Annotated in this window: 16 protein-coding genes; 5 read left to right on the top strand and 11 right to left on the bottom strand. The window is 74.2% G+C overall.

Annotation, left to right across the window (positions count from 1 at the left end; all coding sequences use genetic code 11):
• Positions 1 to 40 precede the first annotated feature (40 nt).
• Positions 41 to 1,087 (bottom strand): recombinase RecA, encoded by a 1,047-nt coding sequence (gene recA, locus RHODO2019_RS05250; RefSeq protein ID WP_265383949.1) that lies wholly within the window; start codon positions 1,085 to 1,087, stop codon positions 41 to 43.
• A 266-nt stretch (positions 1,088 to 1,353) separates the two neighbouring features.
• On the opposite strand from recA, the gene RHODO2019_RS05245 reads away from it, so the two are divergent.
• Both RHODO2019_RS05245 and RHODO2019_RS05240 read left to right on the top strand, forming a co-directional pair.
• Positions 1,354 to 2,028 (top strand): DUF4383 domain-containing protein, encoded by a 675-nt coding sequence (locus RHODO2019_RS05245; protein WP_265383948.1) that lies wholly within the window; start codon positions 1,354 to 1,356, stop codon positions 2,026 to 2,028.
• Between the two features lie 5 nt (positions 2,029 to 2,033).
• On the top strand, positions 2,034 to 2,819 hold the full coding sequence (locus RHODO2019_RS05240) for a YqjF family protein (RefSeq protein ID WP_265384634.1): 786 nt from the start codon (positions 2,034 to 2,036) through the stop codon (positions 2,817 to 2,819).
• Here the strand turns inward: RHODO2019_RS05240 and RHODO2019_RS05235 are convergent.
• From RHODO2019_RS05235 to RHODO2019_RS05225, 3 genes are all read right to left on the bottom strand, one after another.
• On the bottom strand, positions 2,816 to 3,025 hold the full coding sequence (locus tag RHODO2019_RS05235) for a DUF3046 domain-containing protein (protein WP_265383947.1): 210 nt from the start codon (positions 3,023 to 3,025) through the stop codon (positions 2,816 to 2,818). The two genes, RHODO2019_RS05240 and RHODO2019_RS05235, sit on opposite strands and share 4 nt — an antisense overlap.
• 184 nt (positions 3,026 to 3,209) lie before the next feature.
• A complete protein-coding gene (locus tag RHODO2019_RS05230; RefSeq protein ID WP_265383946.1) occupies positions 3,210 to 4,358 on the bottom strand; it encodes a glycosyltransferase in 1,149 nt (382 codons plus the stop codon).
• Positions 4,359 to 4,435: 77 nt separating this feature from the next.
• A complete protein-coding gene (locus RHODO2019_RS05225) occupies positions 4,436 to 5,194 on the bottom strand; it encodes an SDR family oxidoreductase (protein WP_265383945.1) in 759 nt (252 codons plus the stop codon).
• Between the two features lie 175 nt (positions 5,195 to 5,369).
• Here RHODO2019_RS05225 and RHODO2019_RS05220 point away from each other — a divergent pair, with 175 nt between their 5' ends.
• Together RHODO2019_RS05220 and RHODO2019_RS05215 are read left to right on the top strand one after the other, a co-directional pair.
• Positions 5,370 to 6,359, top strand: a complete 990-nt coding sequence (locus RHODO2019_RS05220; RefSeq protein ID WP_265383944.1) for a GGDEF domain-containing protein — start codon at positions 5,370 to 5,372, stop codon at positions 6,357 to 6,359.
• A gap of 61 nt (positions 6,360 to 6,420) precedes the next feature.
• A complete protein-coding gene (locus tag RHODO2019_RS05215; RefSeq protein ID WP_265384633.1) occupies positions 6,421 to 11,013 on the top strand; it encodes an ATP-dependent helicase in 4,593 nt (1,530 codons plus the stop codon).
• 14 nt (positions 11,014 to 11,027) lie between these two features.
• Here RHODO2019_RS05215 and RHODO2019_RS05210 read toward each other — a convergent pair whose 3' ends face one another.
• Both RHODO2019_RS05210 and RHODO2019_RS05205 read right to left on the bottom strand, forming a co-directional pair.
• Entirely contained in the window at positions 11,028 to 11,198 is a 171-nt protein-coding gene (locus RHODO2019_RS05210) for a hypothetical protein (protein ID WP_265383943.1), read from the bottom strand.
• A 97-nt stretch (positions 11,199 to 11,295) separates the two neighbouring features.
• Positions 11,296 to 12,222: a DMT family transporter gene (locus RHODO2019_RS05205; RefSeq protein ID WP_265383942.1), complete on the bottom strand. Its 927-nt coding sequence runs from the start codon at positions 12,220 to 12,222 to the stop codon at positions 11,296 to 11,298.
• Between the two features lie 53 nt (positions 12,223 to 12,275).
• Here RHODO2019_RS05205 and RHODO2019_RS05200 point away from each other — a divergent pair, with 53 nt between their 5' ends.
• Entirely contained in the window at positions 12,276 to 13,130 is an 855-nt protein-coding gene (locus RHODO2019_RS05200) for a DNA-formamidopyrimidine glycosylase family protein (RefSeq protein ID WP_265383941.1), read from the top strand.
• Positions 13,131 to 13,240: 110 nt separating this feature from the next.
• On the opposite strand, the gene pspM is transcribed toward RHODO2019_RS05200, so the two are convergent.
• From pspM to rimO, 5 genes are all read right to left on the bottom strand, one after another.
• On the bottom strand, positions 13,241 to 14,032 hold the full coding sequence (gene pspM, locus RHODO2019_RS05195) for a phage shock envelope stress response protein PspM (RefSeq protein ID WP_265383940.1): 792 nt from the start codon (positions 14,030 to 14,032) through the stop codon (positions 13,241 to 13,243).
• 5 nt (positions 14,033 to 14,037) lie between these two features.
• Positions 14,038 to 14,868 carry a PspA/IM30 family protein gene (locus tag RHODO2019_RS05190; protein WP_265383939.1) on the bottom strand — a complete coding sequence of 277 codons (831 nt, stop codon included), beginning with the start codon at positions 14,866 to 14,868 and terminating at the stop codon, positions 14,038 to 14,040.
• Positions 14,869 to 15,016: 148 nt separating this feature from the next.
• Positions 15,017 to 15,355 (bottom strand): helix-turn-helix domain-containing protein, encoded by a 339-nt coding sequence (locus tag RHODO2019_RS05185; protein ID WP_265383938.1) that lies wholly within the window; start codon positions 15,353 to 15,355, stop codon positions 15,017 to 15,019.
• Between the two features lie 74 nt (positions 15,356 to 15,429).
• On the bottom strand, positions 15,430 to 16,068 hold the full coding sequence (gene pgsA, locus RHODO2019_RS05180) for a CDP-diacylglycerol--glycerol-3-phosphate 3-phosphatidyltransferase (RefSeq protein WP_435532180.1): 639 nt from the start codon (positions 16,066 to 16,068) through the stop codon (positions 15,430 to 15,432).
• Complete coding sequence (rimO, locus tag RHODO2019_RS05175; protein WP_265383937.1) at positions 16,065 to 17,498, bottom strand: 30S ribosomal protein S12 methylthiotransferase RimO; 1,434 nt, start codon at positions 17,496 to 17,498, stop codon at positions 16,065 to 16,067. Before rimO ends, pgsA begins: the two co-directional genes overlap by 4 nt.
• Position 17,499 lies beyond the last annotated feature (1 nt).

The raw sequence follows: 17,499 nt of genomic DNA, 5'->3' as shown, positions 1-17,499 counted from the left end.
GCACGGCCCCGCTGACCGGAGGAGGCCACGTCCGACCGGCTCAGAAGTCGACGGGTGCGGGGACCGGCTCGACGTCGTCCGCGGTGAGCACGGCTCCGATGCCGAGCTTCTCCTTGATCTTCTTCTCGATCTCGACACCCACGTCGGGGTTCTCCAGCAGGAACTTGCGGGCGTTCTCCTTGCCCTGGCCCAGCTGGTCGCCGCCGTAGGTGTACCAGGCGCCGGACTTGCGGACGAAGCCGTGGTCCACACCCATGTCGATGAGCGAACCCTCCTTGCTCACGCCGTGGCCGTAGAGGATGTCGAACTCCGCCTGCTTGAAGGGCGGGGCCACCTTGTTCTTGACGACCTTGACGCGGGTCCGGTTGCCGACCGCGTCGGTGCCGTCCTTGAGCGTCTCGATGCGGCGGATGTCCAGGCGGACGGAGGCGTAGAACTTGAGCGCCTTGCCGCCCGTGGTGGTCTCCGGCGAGCCGAACATGACGCCGATCTTCTCGCGCAGCTGGTTGATGAAGATGACCGTGGTGCCCGAGTTGCTCATGGCGCCGGTCATCTTGCGCAGGGCCTGGCTCATCAGCCGGGCCTGCAGGCCGACGTGGCTGTCGCCCATCTCGCCCTCGATCTCCGCGCGGGGCACCAGGGCGGCGACGGAGTCGATCACGAGGATGTCCAGCGCCCCCGAGCGGATGAGCATGTCCGCGATCTCCAGCGCCTGCTCACCGGTGTCCGGCTGCGAGACCAGCAGCGCGTCGGTGTCCACACCCAGCTTCTGGGCGTAGTCCGGGTCCAGCGCGTGCTCGGCGTCGATGAAGGCGGCGATGCCGCCGGCCTTCTGCGCCTCTGCCACGGCGTGCAGCGCGATGGTGGTCTTGCCCGAGGACTCCGGGCCGTAGATCTCCACGACGCGCCCCCGCGGCAGCCCGCCGATGCCCAGCGCGACGTCCAGCGCGATCGAGCCGGTGGGGATGACGGCGATGGGGACCCGGGCCTCGTCGCCCAGGCGCATCACCGAGCCCTTGCCGAAGTTCTTGTCGATCTGGGCCATCGCCAGCTCGAGCGCCTTGTCGCGATCCGGTGCTGCCGCCATCGTCGTCTCCTCGTGGGTGGTGGTCGTGCCGGGTGCTGCACGTACCTGGTGGTGCGGTCGGTGGCGACGCTAGGACGCGGGACCGACAGGAACAGGACGCCGCCCCGGCCTGTGGACCACCAGGGTCGGTGTGGACAACCCGCTCAGAACAGGACCCAGCCTAGACGAACAGGTGTTCGAACGTGCTAGGCGACACGCCGCGCCCGTCGTGCGGGTCACCCGCCCCGGCCCCACACTCAGGCGATCCCGTCGCACGAGGAGGAACCGTGACCCGAACCACCGCACGCCGACCGCTCGCCGCTGTCCACCGCATCGGAGCGGTCGTCCTCGGGCTCGTCCTCTGGGTGTTCGGCATCCTGGGACTGGTCGACCAGCTCGGATACTTCGAGACGACCGGAACTCCCGTGATGGGGCTGAACACCAACGGCCTGCTGTCCACGGTCTCCCTGGTCGTCGGCGCCGTCCTCATCGCCTCCGGCGTCCGGGGCGGACGCACCGCCTCGACGGTGACGGCCGTGGTCGGTGGGCTGTTCATCCTCTCCGGGCTGGTCAACCTGGGCGTGCTGAACACCAGCGCAAACATCCTGGCCTTCACCATCGCGAACGTCTTCTTCAGCCTCGTCGCCGGCGTGGTCCTGCTGACCATGGGCCTCTACGGGCGGGTCAGCGGCGGTCTGGCAGCCGACAACCCCTACCGCCAGGAGCGAGAGGTGCGTGCCGGCACCGCCGGGCAGCCCGTCCCGGACGCAGCGCGCCTCGCCGAGCTGGAGGCCCTCTCGCTCGCCGAGCAGCTCGTCGCCGAGGGGCGGGGCACCCCCGAGCAGGAGGCGGCGGTCGCCGCCGACCGACAGCGCCGCGCGCAGCTCGAGCACGACCGGGCCTGGGCCCACGCCCGTCGCACGGGCCAGGTGCCGGTGGGCTCCACCGAGCCGACGGCGTGAGCACGATGCTGCCCGCGGGCGTCTCCGTCGAGCCCGTCAGCCACCGGCCCCCGGTGGCCGTCCGGCCCGTCCTGCTCCACCAGCACTGGGCCGACGTGGTGTTCCTGCACTGGCCGGTGCCCGTCGAACGGGTCGCCCCCCTGATGCCCGCCGGAGTGCACCCGGACGTGCACGGCGGGACGACCTGGGTGGGACTCGTTCACTTCCGCATGGTGCGACTGGGCTTCGGGCCGCTGCCGGGCCTGCCCTGGCTCGGCGACTTCGCGGAGACCAACGTGCGGCTCTACTCCGTGGACGACGAGGGTCGACGCGGGGTGGTGTTCCGCTCGCTGGACGCCGACCGGGGCCTTCCCGTGCTGGGCGCACGGGGAGCTGCTGCGCTGCCGTACAGCTGGGCCCCGAGCCGGGTGCACGTCGAACGGTCCGCCGGGGCGGCGAGCACCGTCCGCTACGACACCGTGCGCCGCTGGCCCGGGCCCCGAGGTACGGCCACCCACACGGAGGTCCGGGTGGGCGGCCCGATCGCCGAGCCCACCGAGCTCGAGCACTTCCTCACCGCGCGCTGGGCGCTGCACACCTCGCGGCTGGGCCCGCGGGGGCGCACCACCGTGCGCTGGCCCAACGAGCACCCGCAGTGGAAGCTGCACACCGCCGAGCTCGAGCACCTCACCGAGGACGCGGTGGCTGCGGGAGGCCTGCCCGGCGTGACCGACGCACCGCCGGCCAGCGTCCTGTACTCCCCCGGCCTGCCCGTCCGCTTCGGCCCGTGGCGACGGGTGCGCACCCGCTAGTCGTCGGGGCCGAGCCGACGCTCCGGCGGGACGTCGAACTCCACGCACAGCGCCCGCCAGACGTCCCGCGGATCCTGCCCGTCCTCGATGGCCTGCACCGGGGTCCGGTTGCCCAGGCTGAGCAGGCTGTGGTCGGCGACGATCGCATCCCCCCTGGCCTGCCCGAACTCGGTCAGGACGAGGTTGCCGAACTCGGTGAGGCGCACCCGACCACCGTAGGAGCAGAGCCGCCTATCGGCCCAGCCGCCCCCGGTAGGGTCCAGCACCGTGGACACCACCGGCGACTTCGGGCTCGACAGCCCGCTCTGGACGATCACCGTGCTGGTCGTGCTGCTGACCACGATCGCCGTGCTCGTCCACCGCTTCTGGAGCGACCGCCACCGCTGAGGGTCAGCGGAGGGCCCCGCGGCACACCTGCACGGGGTCGGCCAGGTCCCGCAGGGACCCCGCCGCCGCCCGGGCCGCCACCGCGAAGGACGGTTCCGCCAGCACCCGGCGCACCGCGGCCGCGAGCGCCCCCGGGGACAGCGGACGCACCACCAGCGCGCTGCCCTGCCGCTCGGCGCGGCAGGAGAGCTCCCACTGGTCACCGCCACCGGGCACCAGCACCGTGGGCACTCCCGCCAGCAAGGTCTTGGCCAGGATCCCGTGTCCGCCACCGCACACCGTCACCCGCGCCTGCGCCAGCAGCGGCCCCTGACGACCCGGGCCCGCGACCGCCCACGGCGGCAGGTCCACCGGGGCGCCCGCCCCGGCCAGGTGGGTGGACACCACGCGCACCCCGTCCAGGCCGGCCAGCGCCGCGTCGAGCACCCCGAGCGTGCCGCCGACCGCGGTGGACGCGCTGACGAGCACGAGCGGGTCGGTGCCCGTCGGCAGCGCCAGATCAACGGTCGCCGGATCCCAGAGCAGCGGGCCGACGACGTGGGTCCGCTCCGGCCAGTCCGGGCGGTGCACCTCCAGCGCCGGCAGCGTGGCGACCATCCGAGCCGTCGGTCCGGGATCGAGCGCGGCCATGCCCACCGACGCCCGAGCCACGCGCCGGTGCTCGGCACCCTGGCGCAGCGAGCGCGCGGTGAACGTGCGCAGCACCGCGTCGCGGGCCCGGCCGCCCAGCCCGGCCCCACGTTCGAGCCCGCTGCCCACCGGAGGCAGCCCGCGCGAGGGCAGGTACAACGGGTGCGGGCTCAGCTCCACCCAGGGCAACCCGGCCCGCTCGGCCGCGAGACCCCCGCAGGCGGTGAGCGCGTCGGAGACCACCAGCTCGGCTCCGAGCTCCCGCAGCAGGGGCAGCAGCGCGGTGGACATCCGGGCCGCACGCGCGTGCAGTCGGGCCCCCGCGTCGGAGTCGTCGTCACCGTCCTCGACCAGCAGGCCGGGCAGCTCGTGGCACTGCAGGCCCTCGGCGCGGACCCGGTCGACCCACCGGGTGCCGGTGAGCAGCACCGGATCGTCCCCCGCTCCGCGCAGCCGCAGGCACAGCGCCACCGCGGGGAACGCGTGACCGGGGTCAGGGCCGGCCACGACCACGACTCGCACCGACCCAGTGTGCCAGCCCCGGACCGGAACGGGCCCCGGACGTGGTGTCCGGGGCCCGTTCCTGCGTGCGGGTCAGGTCAGCGCTGCCCGCCGTTGACGTGCAGGGTCTGGCCACTGACGAAGCCGGCGTCCTCGCTGGCGAAGAAGGCCACCGTCGCGGCGATGTCGGCCGGCAGGCCCACCCGCCCGACCGGGATCTGCTGGGCCGCGCCCTCGCGGAACTGGTCCGGGGTGATGCCCATGCGCAGAGCGGTGGCCTCGGTCATGGCGGTGTCGATGAAGCCGGGGGCCACGGCGTTCACGGTGATGCCGAACTTGCCCAGCTCGATCGCCGCGGTGGCCGTGAAGCCGATGATGCCGGCCTTCGCCGCCGAGTAGTTGGCCTGGCCGCGGTTGCCCAGCGCGCTGCGGCTGGAGAGGTTGACCACACGGCCGTACTTGTTGGCCACCAGGTGCTTCTGCGCGGCCTTGGTGAGCAGGAACGTGCCACGCAGGTGCACGGCGAGGACGAGGTCGAACTCCTCGACGCTCATCTTGAACAGCATGTTGTCGCGGGTGATGCCGGCGTTGTTCACCACGATGTCGAGCTTGCCCAGCTCGCCCACCGCCTTCTCGACCGCAGCGTTCACGCTGGCCTCGTCGGAGACGTCGCAGGTGATGCCGATGGCCTTGCCGCCCTTGAGGGTGAGGGCCTCGGCGCTGGAGGCGACCGCGTCGGCGTTCATGTCGAGCAGTGCCACCGCAGCTCCCTCGGAGACCAGCCGCTCCGCGATGCCGAAGCCGATCCCCTGTGCCGCACCGCTGATGATCGCCACTCGTCCGTCGAACCGTGCCATCGCCTGCCTCGTCCCTCGCGTCGTTGCAGCTGCGTCGTTGCTGCCGGAGACCCGAGCCTAACGCCGTGAGGCTGGCGGGTGCGGGCGGGCGGTCCCGGACCCCGACCCCACCGGGAGGCCCGCGCCCCCGAAGGACCGGCCGGCGCGCCGCCGACGACCTGCCTACCCTGTTGCGGTGAGGGCGGGTCCGGTGGTGGGAGGTGCCGGGCTCAGCGCTGCGCTGGAGCCTCGGCCGGCCTTCGACACCGCGTGCCGGATGGTCGTGGACTACCTGGCCCGCGCCGCTCCGATGGGGGCGTGGGCGGTCACCCGGGTGGCCGGGCCCACGCAGGTGGTGCTGGTGGCCGCCGACTCCGCGTACGGGTTCGTGTCGCCGGGGGCGGAGTTCCCCTGGGACACCGCGATGTGTCGCACCATGGCCGCGGGCAGCACGCCCCGCGTCGTGCCCGACACCCGCGCCGTGCCCGCGCTCGCCGCGGCCGTCGACGCGGCGGCCGCCCAGGCCATGGTGATCGGCGCCTACGTCGGCACGCCGATCGTGTGGCCGGACGGACGGCTGTTCGGCACAGTGTGCGGCGTCGACCCCGGGGCGCTGCCCGGAGATGGTGCCGACCCCGGGTTGCTCGACCTGTTGTCGAACCTGCTGTCGACGGTGCTCCAGGCCGACACCGCGAGCACCGAGGCCGCCCGTGCCCTGGAGCAGGCCCTCGGCGAGTCCGAGACCGACCCGCTGACGGGCTTGCTGAACCGGCGCGGCTGGGACCGGTGGATCGACCGCGAGGAGGACCGCTTCCGACGGTTCGGGGACCCCGCCTCGGTGGTGGTGCTCGACCTCGACCTGCTCAAGCAGGTGAACGACACCCGCGGCCACGATGCGGGGGACCGCTACATCCGGAATGCCGCCGACGTCCTGCGCGGGTGCGTCCGGGACGGCGACGCGCTCGCGCGGTTCGGGGGCGACGAGTTCGCGATGGTGGTGCGGACGGGGCGCGACGAGGCGCGCGAGCTCGTCGACCGGATGGAGACCGCGCTCTCCGCGGCCGGGGTGCAGGGGTCGTTCGGGTTCGCCCCCTACAGCGTCGTCACGGGGTTCCCCGGGGCCGTCGCGGACGCGGACGCGGCGATGTACGAGACCAAGCGGCGACGACGGGCGAGCCGGGGCTGACCGTGCACCGGGCGAAGTGTCGGTCCTCGGGTGCAGGATCAGCCCCGTGAGCGAGAACGGCGTGACCGACGTGCTGGGCGGGTTCTCCCCCGCCACCCGCGCGTGGTTCGCCGGCGCCTTCGACGCCCCCACCCCCGCGCAGACCGGCGCGTGGGCCGCGGCGCAGGCCGGCACGCACGCCCTCGTCGTCGCCCCCACCGGGTCCGGCAAGACCCTGGCGGCGTTCCTGTGGGCCCTGGACCGGCTCGCGTCCGAGGAGCTCCCGGAGGATCCGAGGCGCCGCTGCCGGGTGCTCTACGTCTCCCCGCTCAAGGCCCTGGCCGTGGACGTGCAGCGCAACCTGCGCTCCCCGCTGACCGGCATCCGCCAGGAGGCGCAGCGACGGGGCGAGCCGCTGCGGGAGATCACCGTCGGCTCACGCAGCGGGGACACCCCGGCCGACGAGCGCCGCGCCTTCAACCGCACCCCGCCGGACGTGCTCGTCACCACCCCGGAGTCGCTGTTCCTGCTGCTCACCTCGGCCGCCCGGGAGTCGCTGCGCGGGGTCGAGACGGTGATCGTCGACGAGGTGCACTCGGTCGCCGCGACCAAGCGCGGCGCGCACCTGGCCCTGAGCCTGGAGCGCCTGGACGAGCTGCTGGAGCGGCCGGCCCAGCGGATCGGGCTCTCGGCGACCGTCCGCCCGGTGGACGAGGTGGCCGCCTTCCTCGGCGGCGGACGGCCGGTGCGGATCGTCCAGCCGCCGTCGACCAAGACCATCGAGGTCACCGTCGAGGTGCCGGTGGAGGACATGTCCAACCTCGGCCAGCCCACCGGCGAGGTGGAGGGCTCCGCGGCCGGCGCGGAGACCCGGGTGTCCATCTGGCCGTCGGTGGAGCAACGCATCCTCAGGCTGGTGCAGGAGCACCGCTCCACCATCGTGTTCTGCAACTCCCGGCGCCTCGCCGAGCGGCTGACGTCGAAGCTGAACGAGCTGGTCAACGAGCCGCCCCCGGAGCCGGGCGCCCACCCGGCCGAGCTGGCGGGGGCGGCCGGGGCCAGCGCGGGCGGCGCGGCCGAGGTCGTCATCGCCCGCGCCCACCACGGCTCGATGTCGCGCGAGCAGCGCACCGACGTCGAGGAGGCGCTCAAGGGCGGCACGCTGCCCTGCGTGGTCGCCACGTCCTCGCTGGAGCTGGGCATCGACATGGGCGCGGTGGACCTGGTGGTGCAGGTGGAGGCCCCACCCAGCGTCGCCGCCGGGCTGCAGCGGGTGGGCCGAGCCGGTCACCAGGTGGGCGCGGTGTCCTCCGGCGTCATGTTCCCCAAGTTCCGCGGCGACCTGGTGTCCTGTGCGGTGGTGGCCGAGCGGATGGCGGCCGGCGCCATCGAGAGCATGCGCTACCCCCGCAACCCGCTGGACGTGCTCGCCCAGCAGGTCGTGGCCATGGTGGCGCTGGAGACGTGGACGGTGACCGAGCTGGCCGAGCTCGTGCGCCGGGCCGCCCCGTTCGCCGCCCTGCCGGACTCGGCGCTGCACTCGGTCCTCGACATGCTGTCGGGGCGCTACCCCAGCGAGCAGTTCGGCGAGCTGCGGGCCCGCATCACGTGGGACCGGGTGACCGACGAGCTGAAGGGCCGGCCGGGCGCGCAGCGCCTCGCGGTGACCTCGGGGGGCACCATCCCCGACCGCGGGCTGTTCACGGTGATGACGCCCGGCGGGGAGGACGGCTCCCGCGGGTCCCGGGTGGGCGAGCTGGACGAGGAGATGGTCTACGAGTCACGGGTGGGCGACACGTTCCTGCTGGGCTCCAGCGCGTGGCGGGTGCAGGACATCACCCACGACCGGGTGATCGCCGTTCCGGCCCCCGGCCAGCCCGCCAAGATGCCGTTCTGGCGCGGGGAGTCCGTCGGTCGCCCGCTGGAGCTCGGCCGGGCGCTGGGTGCGTTCGTCCGCGAGCTCGTGGCCTTGGACACCCCCGCCGCCCGGGCCCGCGCCGAGGCCGCGGGGCTCGACACGTGGGCGGTGGACAACCTGCTGGCCTACGTCGGAGAGCAGAAGGAGGCCACCGGACGGGTCCCCGACGACCGCACCATCGTCGTCGAGCGCTTCCGCGACGAGCTGGGTGACTGGCAGGTGGCGGTGCACTCGCCCTTCGGTGCCCAGGTCAACGGCCCGTGGGCGCTGGCCGTGGCCGCCCGGCTGCGGGAGCGTCGCGGGGTGGACGCGCGAGTGGCCTCGGCCGACGACGGGATCGTGCTGCGGCTGCCCGAGGCCTACGACGACACCGGCCAGGAGGTGCTCGCGGGCGCGGAGGACGTGCTGCTGGACCCGGAGGAGGTGGAACAGCTCGTCATCGCCGAGGTGGGTGGATCCGCCCTGTTCGCGGCCCGCTTCCGGGAGTGCGCAGCCCGTTCGCTGCTGCTGCCCCGGCGCGACCCCGGCCGACGCACGCCCCTGTGGCAGCAGCGCCAGAAGTCCGCCCAGCTGCTGGAGGTGGCCAGCGCCTACGAGCAGTTCCCGGTGGTGCTGGAGGCCATGCGGGAGTGCCTGCAGGACGTCTACGACCTGCCCGGCCTGCGCGAGCTGATGGCCGACGTGCGGGCCCGCAAGGTGAAGGTCGTCGAGGTCACCACGCAGCAGCCCTCGCCCTTCGCGCGGAGCCTGCTCTTCGGCTACGTGGGCACGTTCCTCTACGAGCTCGACGCCCCGCTGGCCGAGCGCCGGGCCGCCGCGCTCTCCCTCGACTCCACCCTGCTCGCGGAGCTGCTGGGCACCGAGAGCGTCCGCGAGCTGCTCGACCTGGACGCGCTGGCCGAGATCGAGGCCCAGCTGCAGCGCACCGACCCCGAGCGGCACGTCCGCAACGCCGAGGGCCTCGCCGACCTGCTGCGCTTCGTCGGCGACCTCTCCACCCCCGACGCGCAGGCCCGGGGTGCGGAACCTGCGTGGCTGGACGAGCTGATAGGCGCCCGCCGTGCGCTGCGGGTGCGGATCGCCGGGGAGGACCGGGTGATCGCGATCGAGGACGCCGGGCGCTACCGGGACGCGCTGGGGGTGGCGCTGCCCGTGGGCGTTCCCGAGGTGTTCACCGAGCCCGTGACCGACCCGCTGGGTGAGCTCGTCGGCCGTTACGCCCGCACCCACGGCCCGTTCCCCCCCGCCCAGCTCGCCACCCGGCTGGGGCTCGGCGTGGCCGTGGTCTCCGGCGTGCTCGACCGGCTCACCGGCAGCGGTCGGGTCGTGCGCGGCGAGCTCCGCCCCGACGGTGCCACCACCGAGTACTGCGACGCCGAGGTGCTGCGCCGGGTGCGCCGGGCCTCGCTGGCGAAGCTGCGCGCCGAGGTGGAGCCGGTCGAACCCGCGGCGCTGGGCCGGTTCCTGCCCGCGTGGCACGGCATCGGGGCTACACCCGGGGGCCGGTTGCGCAGCGTGCCCACCGCGGACGACCTGCTCGGGGTCGTCGAGCAGCTCGCCGGGGCGCCGCTGCCCGCCAGCGCGCTCGAGACCCTGGTGCTGCCCGCCCGGCTGCCCGGCTACTCCCCCGCCCTGCTCGACGAGCTCACGGCCTCCGGCGAGGTCACGTGGACCGGGTGCGGCGGCCTCGCTGGCGGCGACGGGTGGCTCGCCCTGGCCCCGACCGACGTCGCCGACCTGCTGCTGCCCGAGGTGGACCCGGAGCCACCCGACTCCCCGCTGCACCGTGCCCTGCTGACCGCCCTGGACGGGGGTGCGCTGTTCTTCCGTCAGCTCGCCGACCGCGCGGGGGCCACCCTGGTCGAGGCCGCCGAACCCGCCCCGGGTGACGCCGAGACCGTGAGCGCGCTCTGGGACCTGGTGTGGGCGGGGCTGGCCACGAACGACACCCTGGCCCCGGTGCGCGCCCTGGCCGGGTCGAAGGCCGCGACGCACAAGTCCCGGGCCCCGGCCCCGCGTGGTCGCTACGCCAGGATGCGAGCCGGCCGCCCGCCGATGCCGTCGCGCACCGGTCCGCCCACCGTGGCCGGGCGCTGGTCGGCCGCCGTGCCCCGCGAGCCCGATCCCACCCGTCGCGCCGCCGCCCGCGCCGAGGCGTACCTGGAGCGCCACGGCGTGCTCACCCGGGGCGCCGTGGACACCGAGCGCGTGGTCGGCGGGTTCTCCGCGGTCTACAAGGTGCTGCGGGCCATGGAGGACTCCGGGCGCTGCCGCCGCGGTTACGTGGTGGAGGGCCTGGGCGGGGCGCAGTTCGCGGTGCCCGGGGCGATCGACCGGCTGCGCGCCACGAGCCGGGTGGAGGACGGTGCGGAGCCGAGCGCGCTGCTGCTCGCCGCCACCGACCCGGCCCAGCCCTGGGGCGCAGCGCTCGACTGGCCCACCGTGGTCGGGGCGGAGACCGAGGGCCGGGCCAGGCACCGACCCGGGCGCAAGGCGGGCTCGCTCGTGGTGCTCGTCGACGGCACCCCGGCGCTCTACGTCGAGCGGGGCGGCAAGAGCCTGCTCAGCTTCACCGAGGAACCGGCCCACCTGCAGGCCGCCGCCCGCACCCTCGCCGCGGCCGTGAAGGACGGCCGCCTCGGGGCGCTGGCCGTGGAGCGTGCCGACGGCGGCGACGCGCTCGGGTCAGCCCTGGGCGCGGTGCTGGCCGACGCGGGGTTCCGCGCCACCCCCAAGGGGATGCGCCTGCGGGCGTGAGCCCGCGGTAGCGGCTACCGGGACAGGCCCTTCTGGCTGCGGCCCTTCACCGCTCCGTAGACGACGGTGCCGGCAGCGAGCACGAGCCCGACGAACGCCAGCCACAGCAGGCTCTTGACGACGAACCCGATGACGGTGACCACCAGCCAGAGCACGACCAGCGCCCCGAGGATCTTCCACAGCACGGCGACCTCCACCTGTCGGTGACGCCCGGCCGAGCCGCGCGTTCTCCTCGAGAGTGCCACGGCGCGCGGTGGAGCGGCAGGATCGCGTGGCCCCTGCTCAGACGGGTTCGAGCTCCGGCGGCGTCCGGGGGGTGCGCACGACCAGGGCGACACCCACCGCGGCGACGACGATGCCGAGCACCGACACCGGTGCGAGGGTCTCGCCGAACAGCAGGTAGGCCTCCACCGCGGTGGCGGGGGGCACGAGGTAGAACAGTGACGAGACGCCGGACGCGCTCCCCCGGCGCAGCAGCACGAGGAGCAGGAGCACCGCCCCGATCGAGAGCGCGAGGACGAGCCAGGCCAGGGCGGCGACGAACCGCGGGGTCCACTCGACGGTGGTGTCCTCGGTGCTCAGGGCCAGCACCCCGAGCAGCACCCCGGCCGCGGCGTACTGCACGGCCGTGCCCCCGAGCAGCGGGATCCCGCCCCCGTGCCGCTTCTGGTGCAGGGTGCCGGCCGTCCCGGCCCCCAGTGCGACCAGGCAGGAGAGCAGACCTGACACCGGCACCCCGTCGGCCGCGGCCAGACCGGGCGCGAGAACGAGACCCACCCCGACCACCCCCACGACCAGACCCACCCACTGCACCCGCCGCAGGGTCTCCCCGAGCACGGTGCCGGCCAGGGCGGCGACGAGGACGGGCTGCAGGCTCACCACCACCGAGCTCACCCCGGCGGGGAACCCCCGCGAGATTGCCCAGAACACCCCCCCGAGGTATCCGGCGTGCAGCAGCACCCCGGTGAGGGCCGAGCGCCCCCACTGCGTCCGACCGCGGGGGGCCGGGGTTCGCAGGACCAGTGCGAGCACCGCGAGCAGGACGGCGGCGATGAGCAGCCGGACGGCCAGGAAGGTGAACGGCGCCGCGTAGGGGAGCCCGTACTTCGCCCCGACGAAGCCGGTGCTCCACAGCAGGACGAAGACCGCCGGGGCGAGGAGCAGGGCCACCTCCTGCCGCGTCCTGGGTCCCGTCCGTGCTGTCGTCACGCGGGCACGCTATCGCTGCCGGTGGGAGGATCCGGTGGTGGCGGTGTCGAGCGGTGCCTGAGGGGGACACGGTCTGGCTGGCGGGCAAGCGGCTGCGCGGGGCCCTCGTCGGGCACGAGCTGGTGCGCGGCGAGCTGCGCCATCCCGAGCTGTCGACGGTGGACCTCACCGGTCGCACGGTCACCGGGGTCGCGAGCGTCGGCAAGCACCTGCTGACCCGCTTCGACGACGGGTCCTCGCTGCACACCCACTTCCTCATGGACGGCTCGTGGCACCTGTACTCCCCCGGCGCGCGGTGGAAGGGCCCCGACCACCAGGTGCGTGCCGTGCTCGGTGTGCCCGACCGGGTGGCCGTGGGGTTCCGGCTGCACCAGATGGCGCTGGTGCCCACCGACGACGAGGCCCGGGTGGTGGGGCACCTCGGCCCCGACCTGCTGGACGACGCGTGGGGACCCGAGCTGGCGGCGGCCGCGGTGGTGAACCTCGCAGCGCAGCCGGACCGGGAGCTCGGCCAGGCGCTGCTCGACCAGCGCGTGGTCGCCGGGCTCGGCAACCTCTACCGGACGGAGATGTGCTTCCTGCTCGGCGTGTCCCCGTGGTGCCCGGTCTCGTCCGTGGACCCCGTGCAGACCGTGCGGATGGGACGGGACCTGCTGTGGCGCAACGCTGACCGGCCGGAGCAGTCGACGACGGGCGCGCTGGGGCGGGACGCGCAGCACTGGGTGTTCGAGCGCGCCGGGCGCCCCTGCCGGCGCTGCGGCACGCGCATCCGGACGGCCATGCAGGGCCCCGGCCACCAGGCACGGATCACGTACGTGTGCACCACCTGCCAGCCGGGTCCGCACCCTCCGCTGACCGCTGGGCGTCGTCCCCAGCAACCGACCGTGCCGCGGGCCCGCTACGGCTGAGCACGGATCACCACCGCCAGCCCCCCCCCGACGGCATCGCGCCCGCGCGATGCGCGACCAGACCTCCCCCGACGACACCCCTCCCGCGCGATGCGCAACCAGCTCCGGGGTCAGCGGCGCGCGGCGTGCAGGCCCGCGAGCTCGGTGAGCGCCGCGGTCAGCGCGTCCACCCGGTCCACGGCCGCGGTGATGCTCTCCGAGTGCCGCTCCGGCCCGGAGCCCGCCGCCACGGCCCGGGCCGCGGAGGCGACGAGCCCGTCGTAGGCGCGCACCCCGCTCTCGAGCCGGACCAGCGCCGCGCCCACCACGACATCCAGCTCAGCAGCCGCGGCGGGGCTGGTGTCCCGGGCGCGCTCCAGGGCCCCGAGGTCATCGGCCTCCCGCCGCAGCGCGTCCACGGCGGCCCGGGCGGCGGTGCGGGCCTCCTCGACCTCGCCGCCGGGGACGGCCGGATCCCGCTGCAGCAGCCCGAGCAGCTCGGACAGGCTCCGCTCGGCGTGGGTCAGGCGCACCACCGGCTCGTGGGCCAGGGAGTCACGACCGGGTCGCCGCACCCGCGCCGGGCGTGGGTCCGGCAGGGGGGCGCGCCGCAGCCGGCGCCACCGCACCGCAGCCGCCACCGTGGGCACGGCCACCAGGGCGGTCAGACCCCCCGAGCCCACCACCACCCACTCGGTCATCGGGGAGACGGTCAGACCCACCGTGGTCACACCGAGCACGCTGGTGGTGCCCGTGAGGGCCGCAGTGACGGCCGTGGCCGCCCTGCGTCGTCGGATCTGCTTCTCCCGCGGGTCGTTCCACCGTGCCAGCGACGTCGAGGCGGCGTCGAGACGGCCGCCCACCTCGGCGGCCGCGGCCTGGGCGCGCTCCCAGATCGCCGGCACGTCCCCGCGGGCGGCCACCGGTCTCAGCCCTGCTGCTCGCCCTGAGGGGTGGGCTGCACGGCGTTCTGCGGTGCGCTGGTGTTCTTCGACATCCCGATCGCCCCGGCGGAGGACGAGCCGCCGGCGGGCAGCGCCCCGCCCATGGACGCCCGGATCTGCTCGAGCCGCGCGCTGCCGGCCATGTCGGTCGTCGACTGCTCGATCTCCATCATCCGGCCCTGCACCGAGTTCTCGGCGAGGTCGGCCGAGCCCAGTGCGGTCGCGTAGCGCTTCTCGATCTTGTCGCGCACCTCGTCGAGCGAGGGAGTGCTGCCCGGCGCGGAGAGCTCGCTCATGGACCGGAGCGAGGCGCTGACCTGCTCCTGCATCTTGGCCTGCTCCAGCTGGCTGAGGAGCTTGGTCCGCTCGGCCAGCTTCTGCTCCAGCCGGCTGGAGTTCTGCTGGACGGCCCCCTTGGCCTGCCCGGCCGCCTGGATGGCCTGGTCGTGCAGCTGCTTGAGGTCCTCGATGCCCTGCTCGGCGGTGACGAGCTGCGCGGCCAGGGTCTGCGCCGTCTGCTCGTACTGCTGGGCCTTCGCCTCGTCACCCTGCCCGCGCGAGGCGTCGGCCAGCACGAGCGCCTGACGGGTGTTGGCCTGGTACTTCTCGACCTCACCGAGCTGGCGGTTGAGCTTCATCTCCAGCTGACGCTGGTTGCCGATGACGGCCGCCGCCTGCTGGGAGAGGGCCTGGTGCTGACGCTGGGCGTCCTCGATGGCCTGCTGGATCTGCACCTTGGGGTCGGCGTGCTCGTCGACCTTGGAGGAGAACAGCGCCATCGAGTACTTCCACGCCTTCACGAACGGGTTCGCCATGGACTGAGCCTGCCTCCATCGGTTCTGCGCCGCAGGTCGCGGCCGTGCACGACCCTCGCACACCGGGTGGGGCGGGATCACCCCACGCACCAGGGTCACATCGTCTCAGGTGTCCGGCCCGGTGTCGTCCACCTCGGCCGAACCCGGCTCAGGCGGCGTGCGCCGCCACCCGTACCACCGAGGGGGCGGGGATCACCATGCGGGGCACTCCGGCGAGCACCTCGACACCCGGACGGCGCAGCACCGGCGCCTCGCTGTGGGCCATCGACTCGCTCACGTCGACGAGCACCTCGGACAGCGGCACCTCGAGCGCCTCGCAGATCGCCGCCAGCAGCTCGCTCGAGGCCTCCTTGCGGCCGCGCTCCACCTCGGAGAGGTAGCCCAGGCTCACCCGTGCGCTGCTCGACACCTCGCGGAGGGTGCGGCTCTGGGACGTGCGTGCTCGTCGCAGGCTGCCCCCGATCGCCTCCCGCAGCAGGACTGCCATGTCGTTCTCCCCACTCGTCGCCACCGTTGCTCGTCTCGTGCGCTCTCATCATGACAACGCACCGACACCTCCGCTCAGTTCCCGGCGGCCCCGTCGCCCACCACCGTGCGACGGCCGAGCAGCGCCGCCTGTTGCGCGCGCATGCCCGCCCGTCGCAGCCGCAGCGCGCGGACGACGTAGTCAACGCCGGTGACGACGGTCAGGACGACCGCCAGGGCCATCACGCCCTGAGCCACCGGGTGCACCCCGTCGGGCAGCGGCAGCACGTAGAGCCCGATGGCGATGGCCTGCACGAACGTCTTGGCCTTGCCCCCCCGGCTCGCGGGGATCACGCCGTGGCGGATCACCCAGAACCGCAGCACGGTCACGCCCAGCTCGCGGAAGGCGATCACGCCGGTGACCCACCAGCTGAGCTCACCCAGCACGCTGAGGCTCACGAGCGCGGCGCCGGTCAGCGCCTTGTCCGCGATCGGGTCGGCGATCTTGCCGAAGTCGGTGACCAGACCCCGCTTGCGCGCGATCTCCCCGTCGACCCGGTCGGTGAACGAGGCGAGGGCGAAGATCACGAAGGCCCCGACCCGCCATCCAGAGGTCTGCCCGTGGTCGACGAACAGGGCCGCCAGGAACACCGGGACCAGCAGCAGCCGCAGCATCGTCAGCCCGTTGGCGATGTTCACCACGGGCACCGGCGTCCCCACCGGCCGGGTGCTCACCCCGCGACCCGGGCCAGCGGCTCGAGGGCCTCCACGACCAGGTCCACGCCCTCCGAGGCCACCACCCGGCAGCGCCACATCTCGCCGACGGTCACCTCGCCGACCTCGGTGAACACGCACTCCCCGTCGACCTCGGGCGCCTGGTGCGCCGCGCGACCCGTGGCCAGGCCCACCTCGCCCTCGGCCAGGGCCCCGTCGCCCATCTCGCCGTCACCGCTGTCCTCCACGAGCACGACGACCTCGGTGCCGATCCGGTCCTCCGCGCGCTGGCTGGTGAGCTCGTCGACCAGCGACGAGATCCGCTGCACGCGCGCGACGACCTCGGCCGCGTCGAGGTGACCGTCCAGGCCCACGGCCTCGGTGCCGTCCTCGTCGGAGTAGCCGAACACCCCCACGGCGTCCAGGCGGGCCCCGATCAGGAACTGCTCGAGCTCGACGAGATCGTCCTCGGTCTCGCCGGGGAAGCCCACGATGACGTTGGTGCGGATGCCCGCCTCGGGGCTCAGCGCGCGGATCTGCTCGCACAGGCCCAGGAAGCTCTCCCGGTCGCCGAAGCGCCGCATCCGGCGCAGCACCGCACCGGAGGCGTGCTGGAACGAGAGGTCGAAGTAGTCGGCGACACCCGCGGTGCCGGCGATGGCGGCCAGCAGGGCCGGTCGCGTCTCGGCGGGCTGCAGGTAGCTCAGTCGCACCCGGTCGATGCCCGGTACCTCGGCCAGCGCGGGCAGGAGGGTGTCCAGGACGGTCGGGTCGCCGAGGTCCTTGCCGTAGGAGGTGGAGTTCTCGCTGACCAGGTACAGCTCCCGCACGCCCTGCTCGGCCAGCCAGCGAGCCTCGCTCAGGACGTCGGCGGGACTGCGCGAGACGAACGAGCCGCGGAAGGAGGGGATGGCGCAGAACGAGCAGCGCCGGTCGCAGCCCGACGCCAGCTTGAGCGGGGCGACCGGGGCGTCGTCCAGGCGGCGTCGCACCACCCGGCTCGCCGGACCCCACGCGTGGCCGGGGACGGTGACGTCCGACGCGGCCGCCGGGCGGTCCACCGGGGAGATGGGCAGCAGCAGCCGACGGTCCGACGGGGTGTGGCTGGGCACGGCGTGACCGCCGAGGATCTCCTTCAGACGGGCGGCCATGTCGGGGTAGTGGTCGAAGCCGAGCACCGCGTCGGCCTCGGGCAGGTCGGCGGCGAGCTGCTCGCCGTAGCGCTCGGCCAGGCAGCCAACGGCCACGACCTTGGCGCCGGTGTCGGAGGCAGCGAGCAGGGTGTCGATCGAGTCCTTCTTGGCCTGCTCGACGAACCCGCAGGTGTTCACGACCACCAGGTCGGTGTCCTCGCCGTCGCCCACGAGCTCGAAACCGCCCTCCGCCAGGCGGCCGGCGAGCTCCTCGGAGTCCACCTCGTTGCGGGCGCAGCCCATGGTGAGCAGGGACACA

The sequence above is a fragment of the Rhodococcus antarcticus genome (genome assembly GCF_026153295.1).
GTDB classification, from domain to species: Bacteria; Actinomycetota; Actinomycetes; order Mycobacteriales; family Mycobacteriaceae; genus Rhodococcus_D; species Rhodococcus_D antarcticus.
The sequence above is the reverse complement of the archived record's forward strand: the minus strand, read 5'-3'. Positions and strand labels throughout refer to the sequence as shown.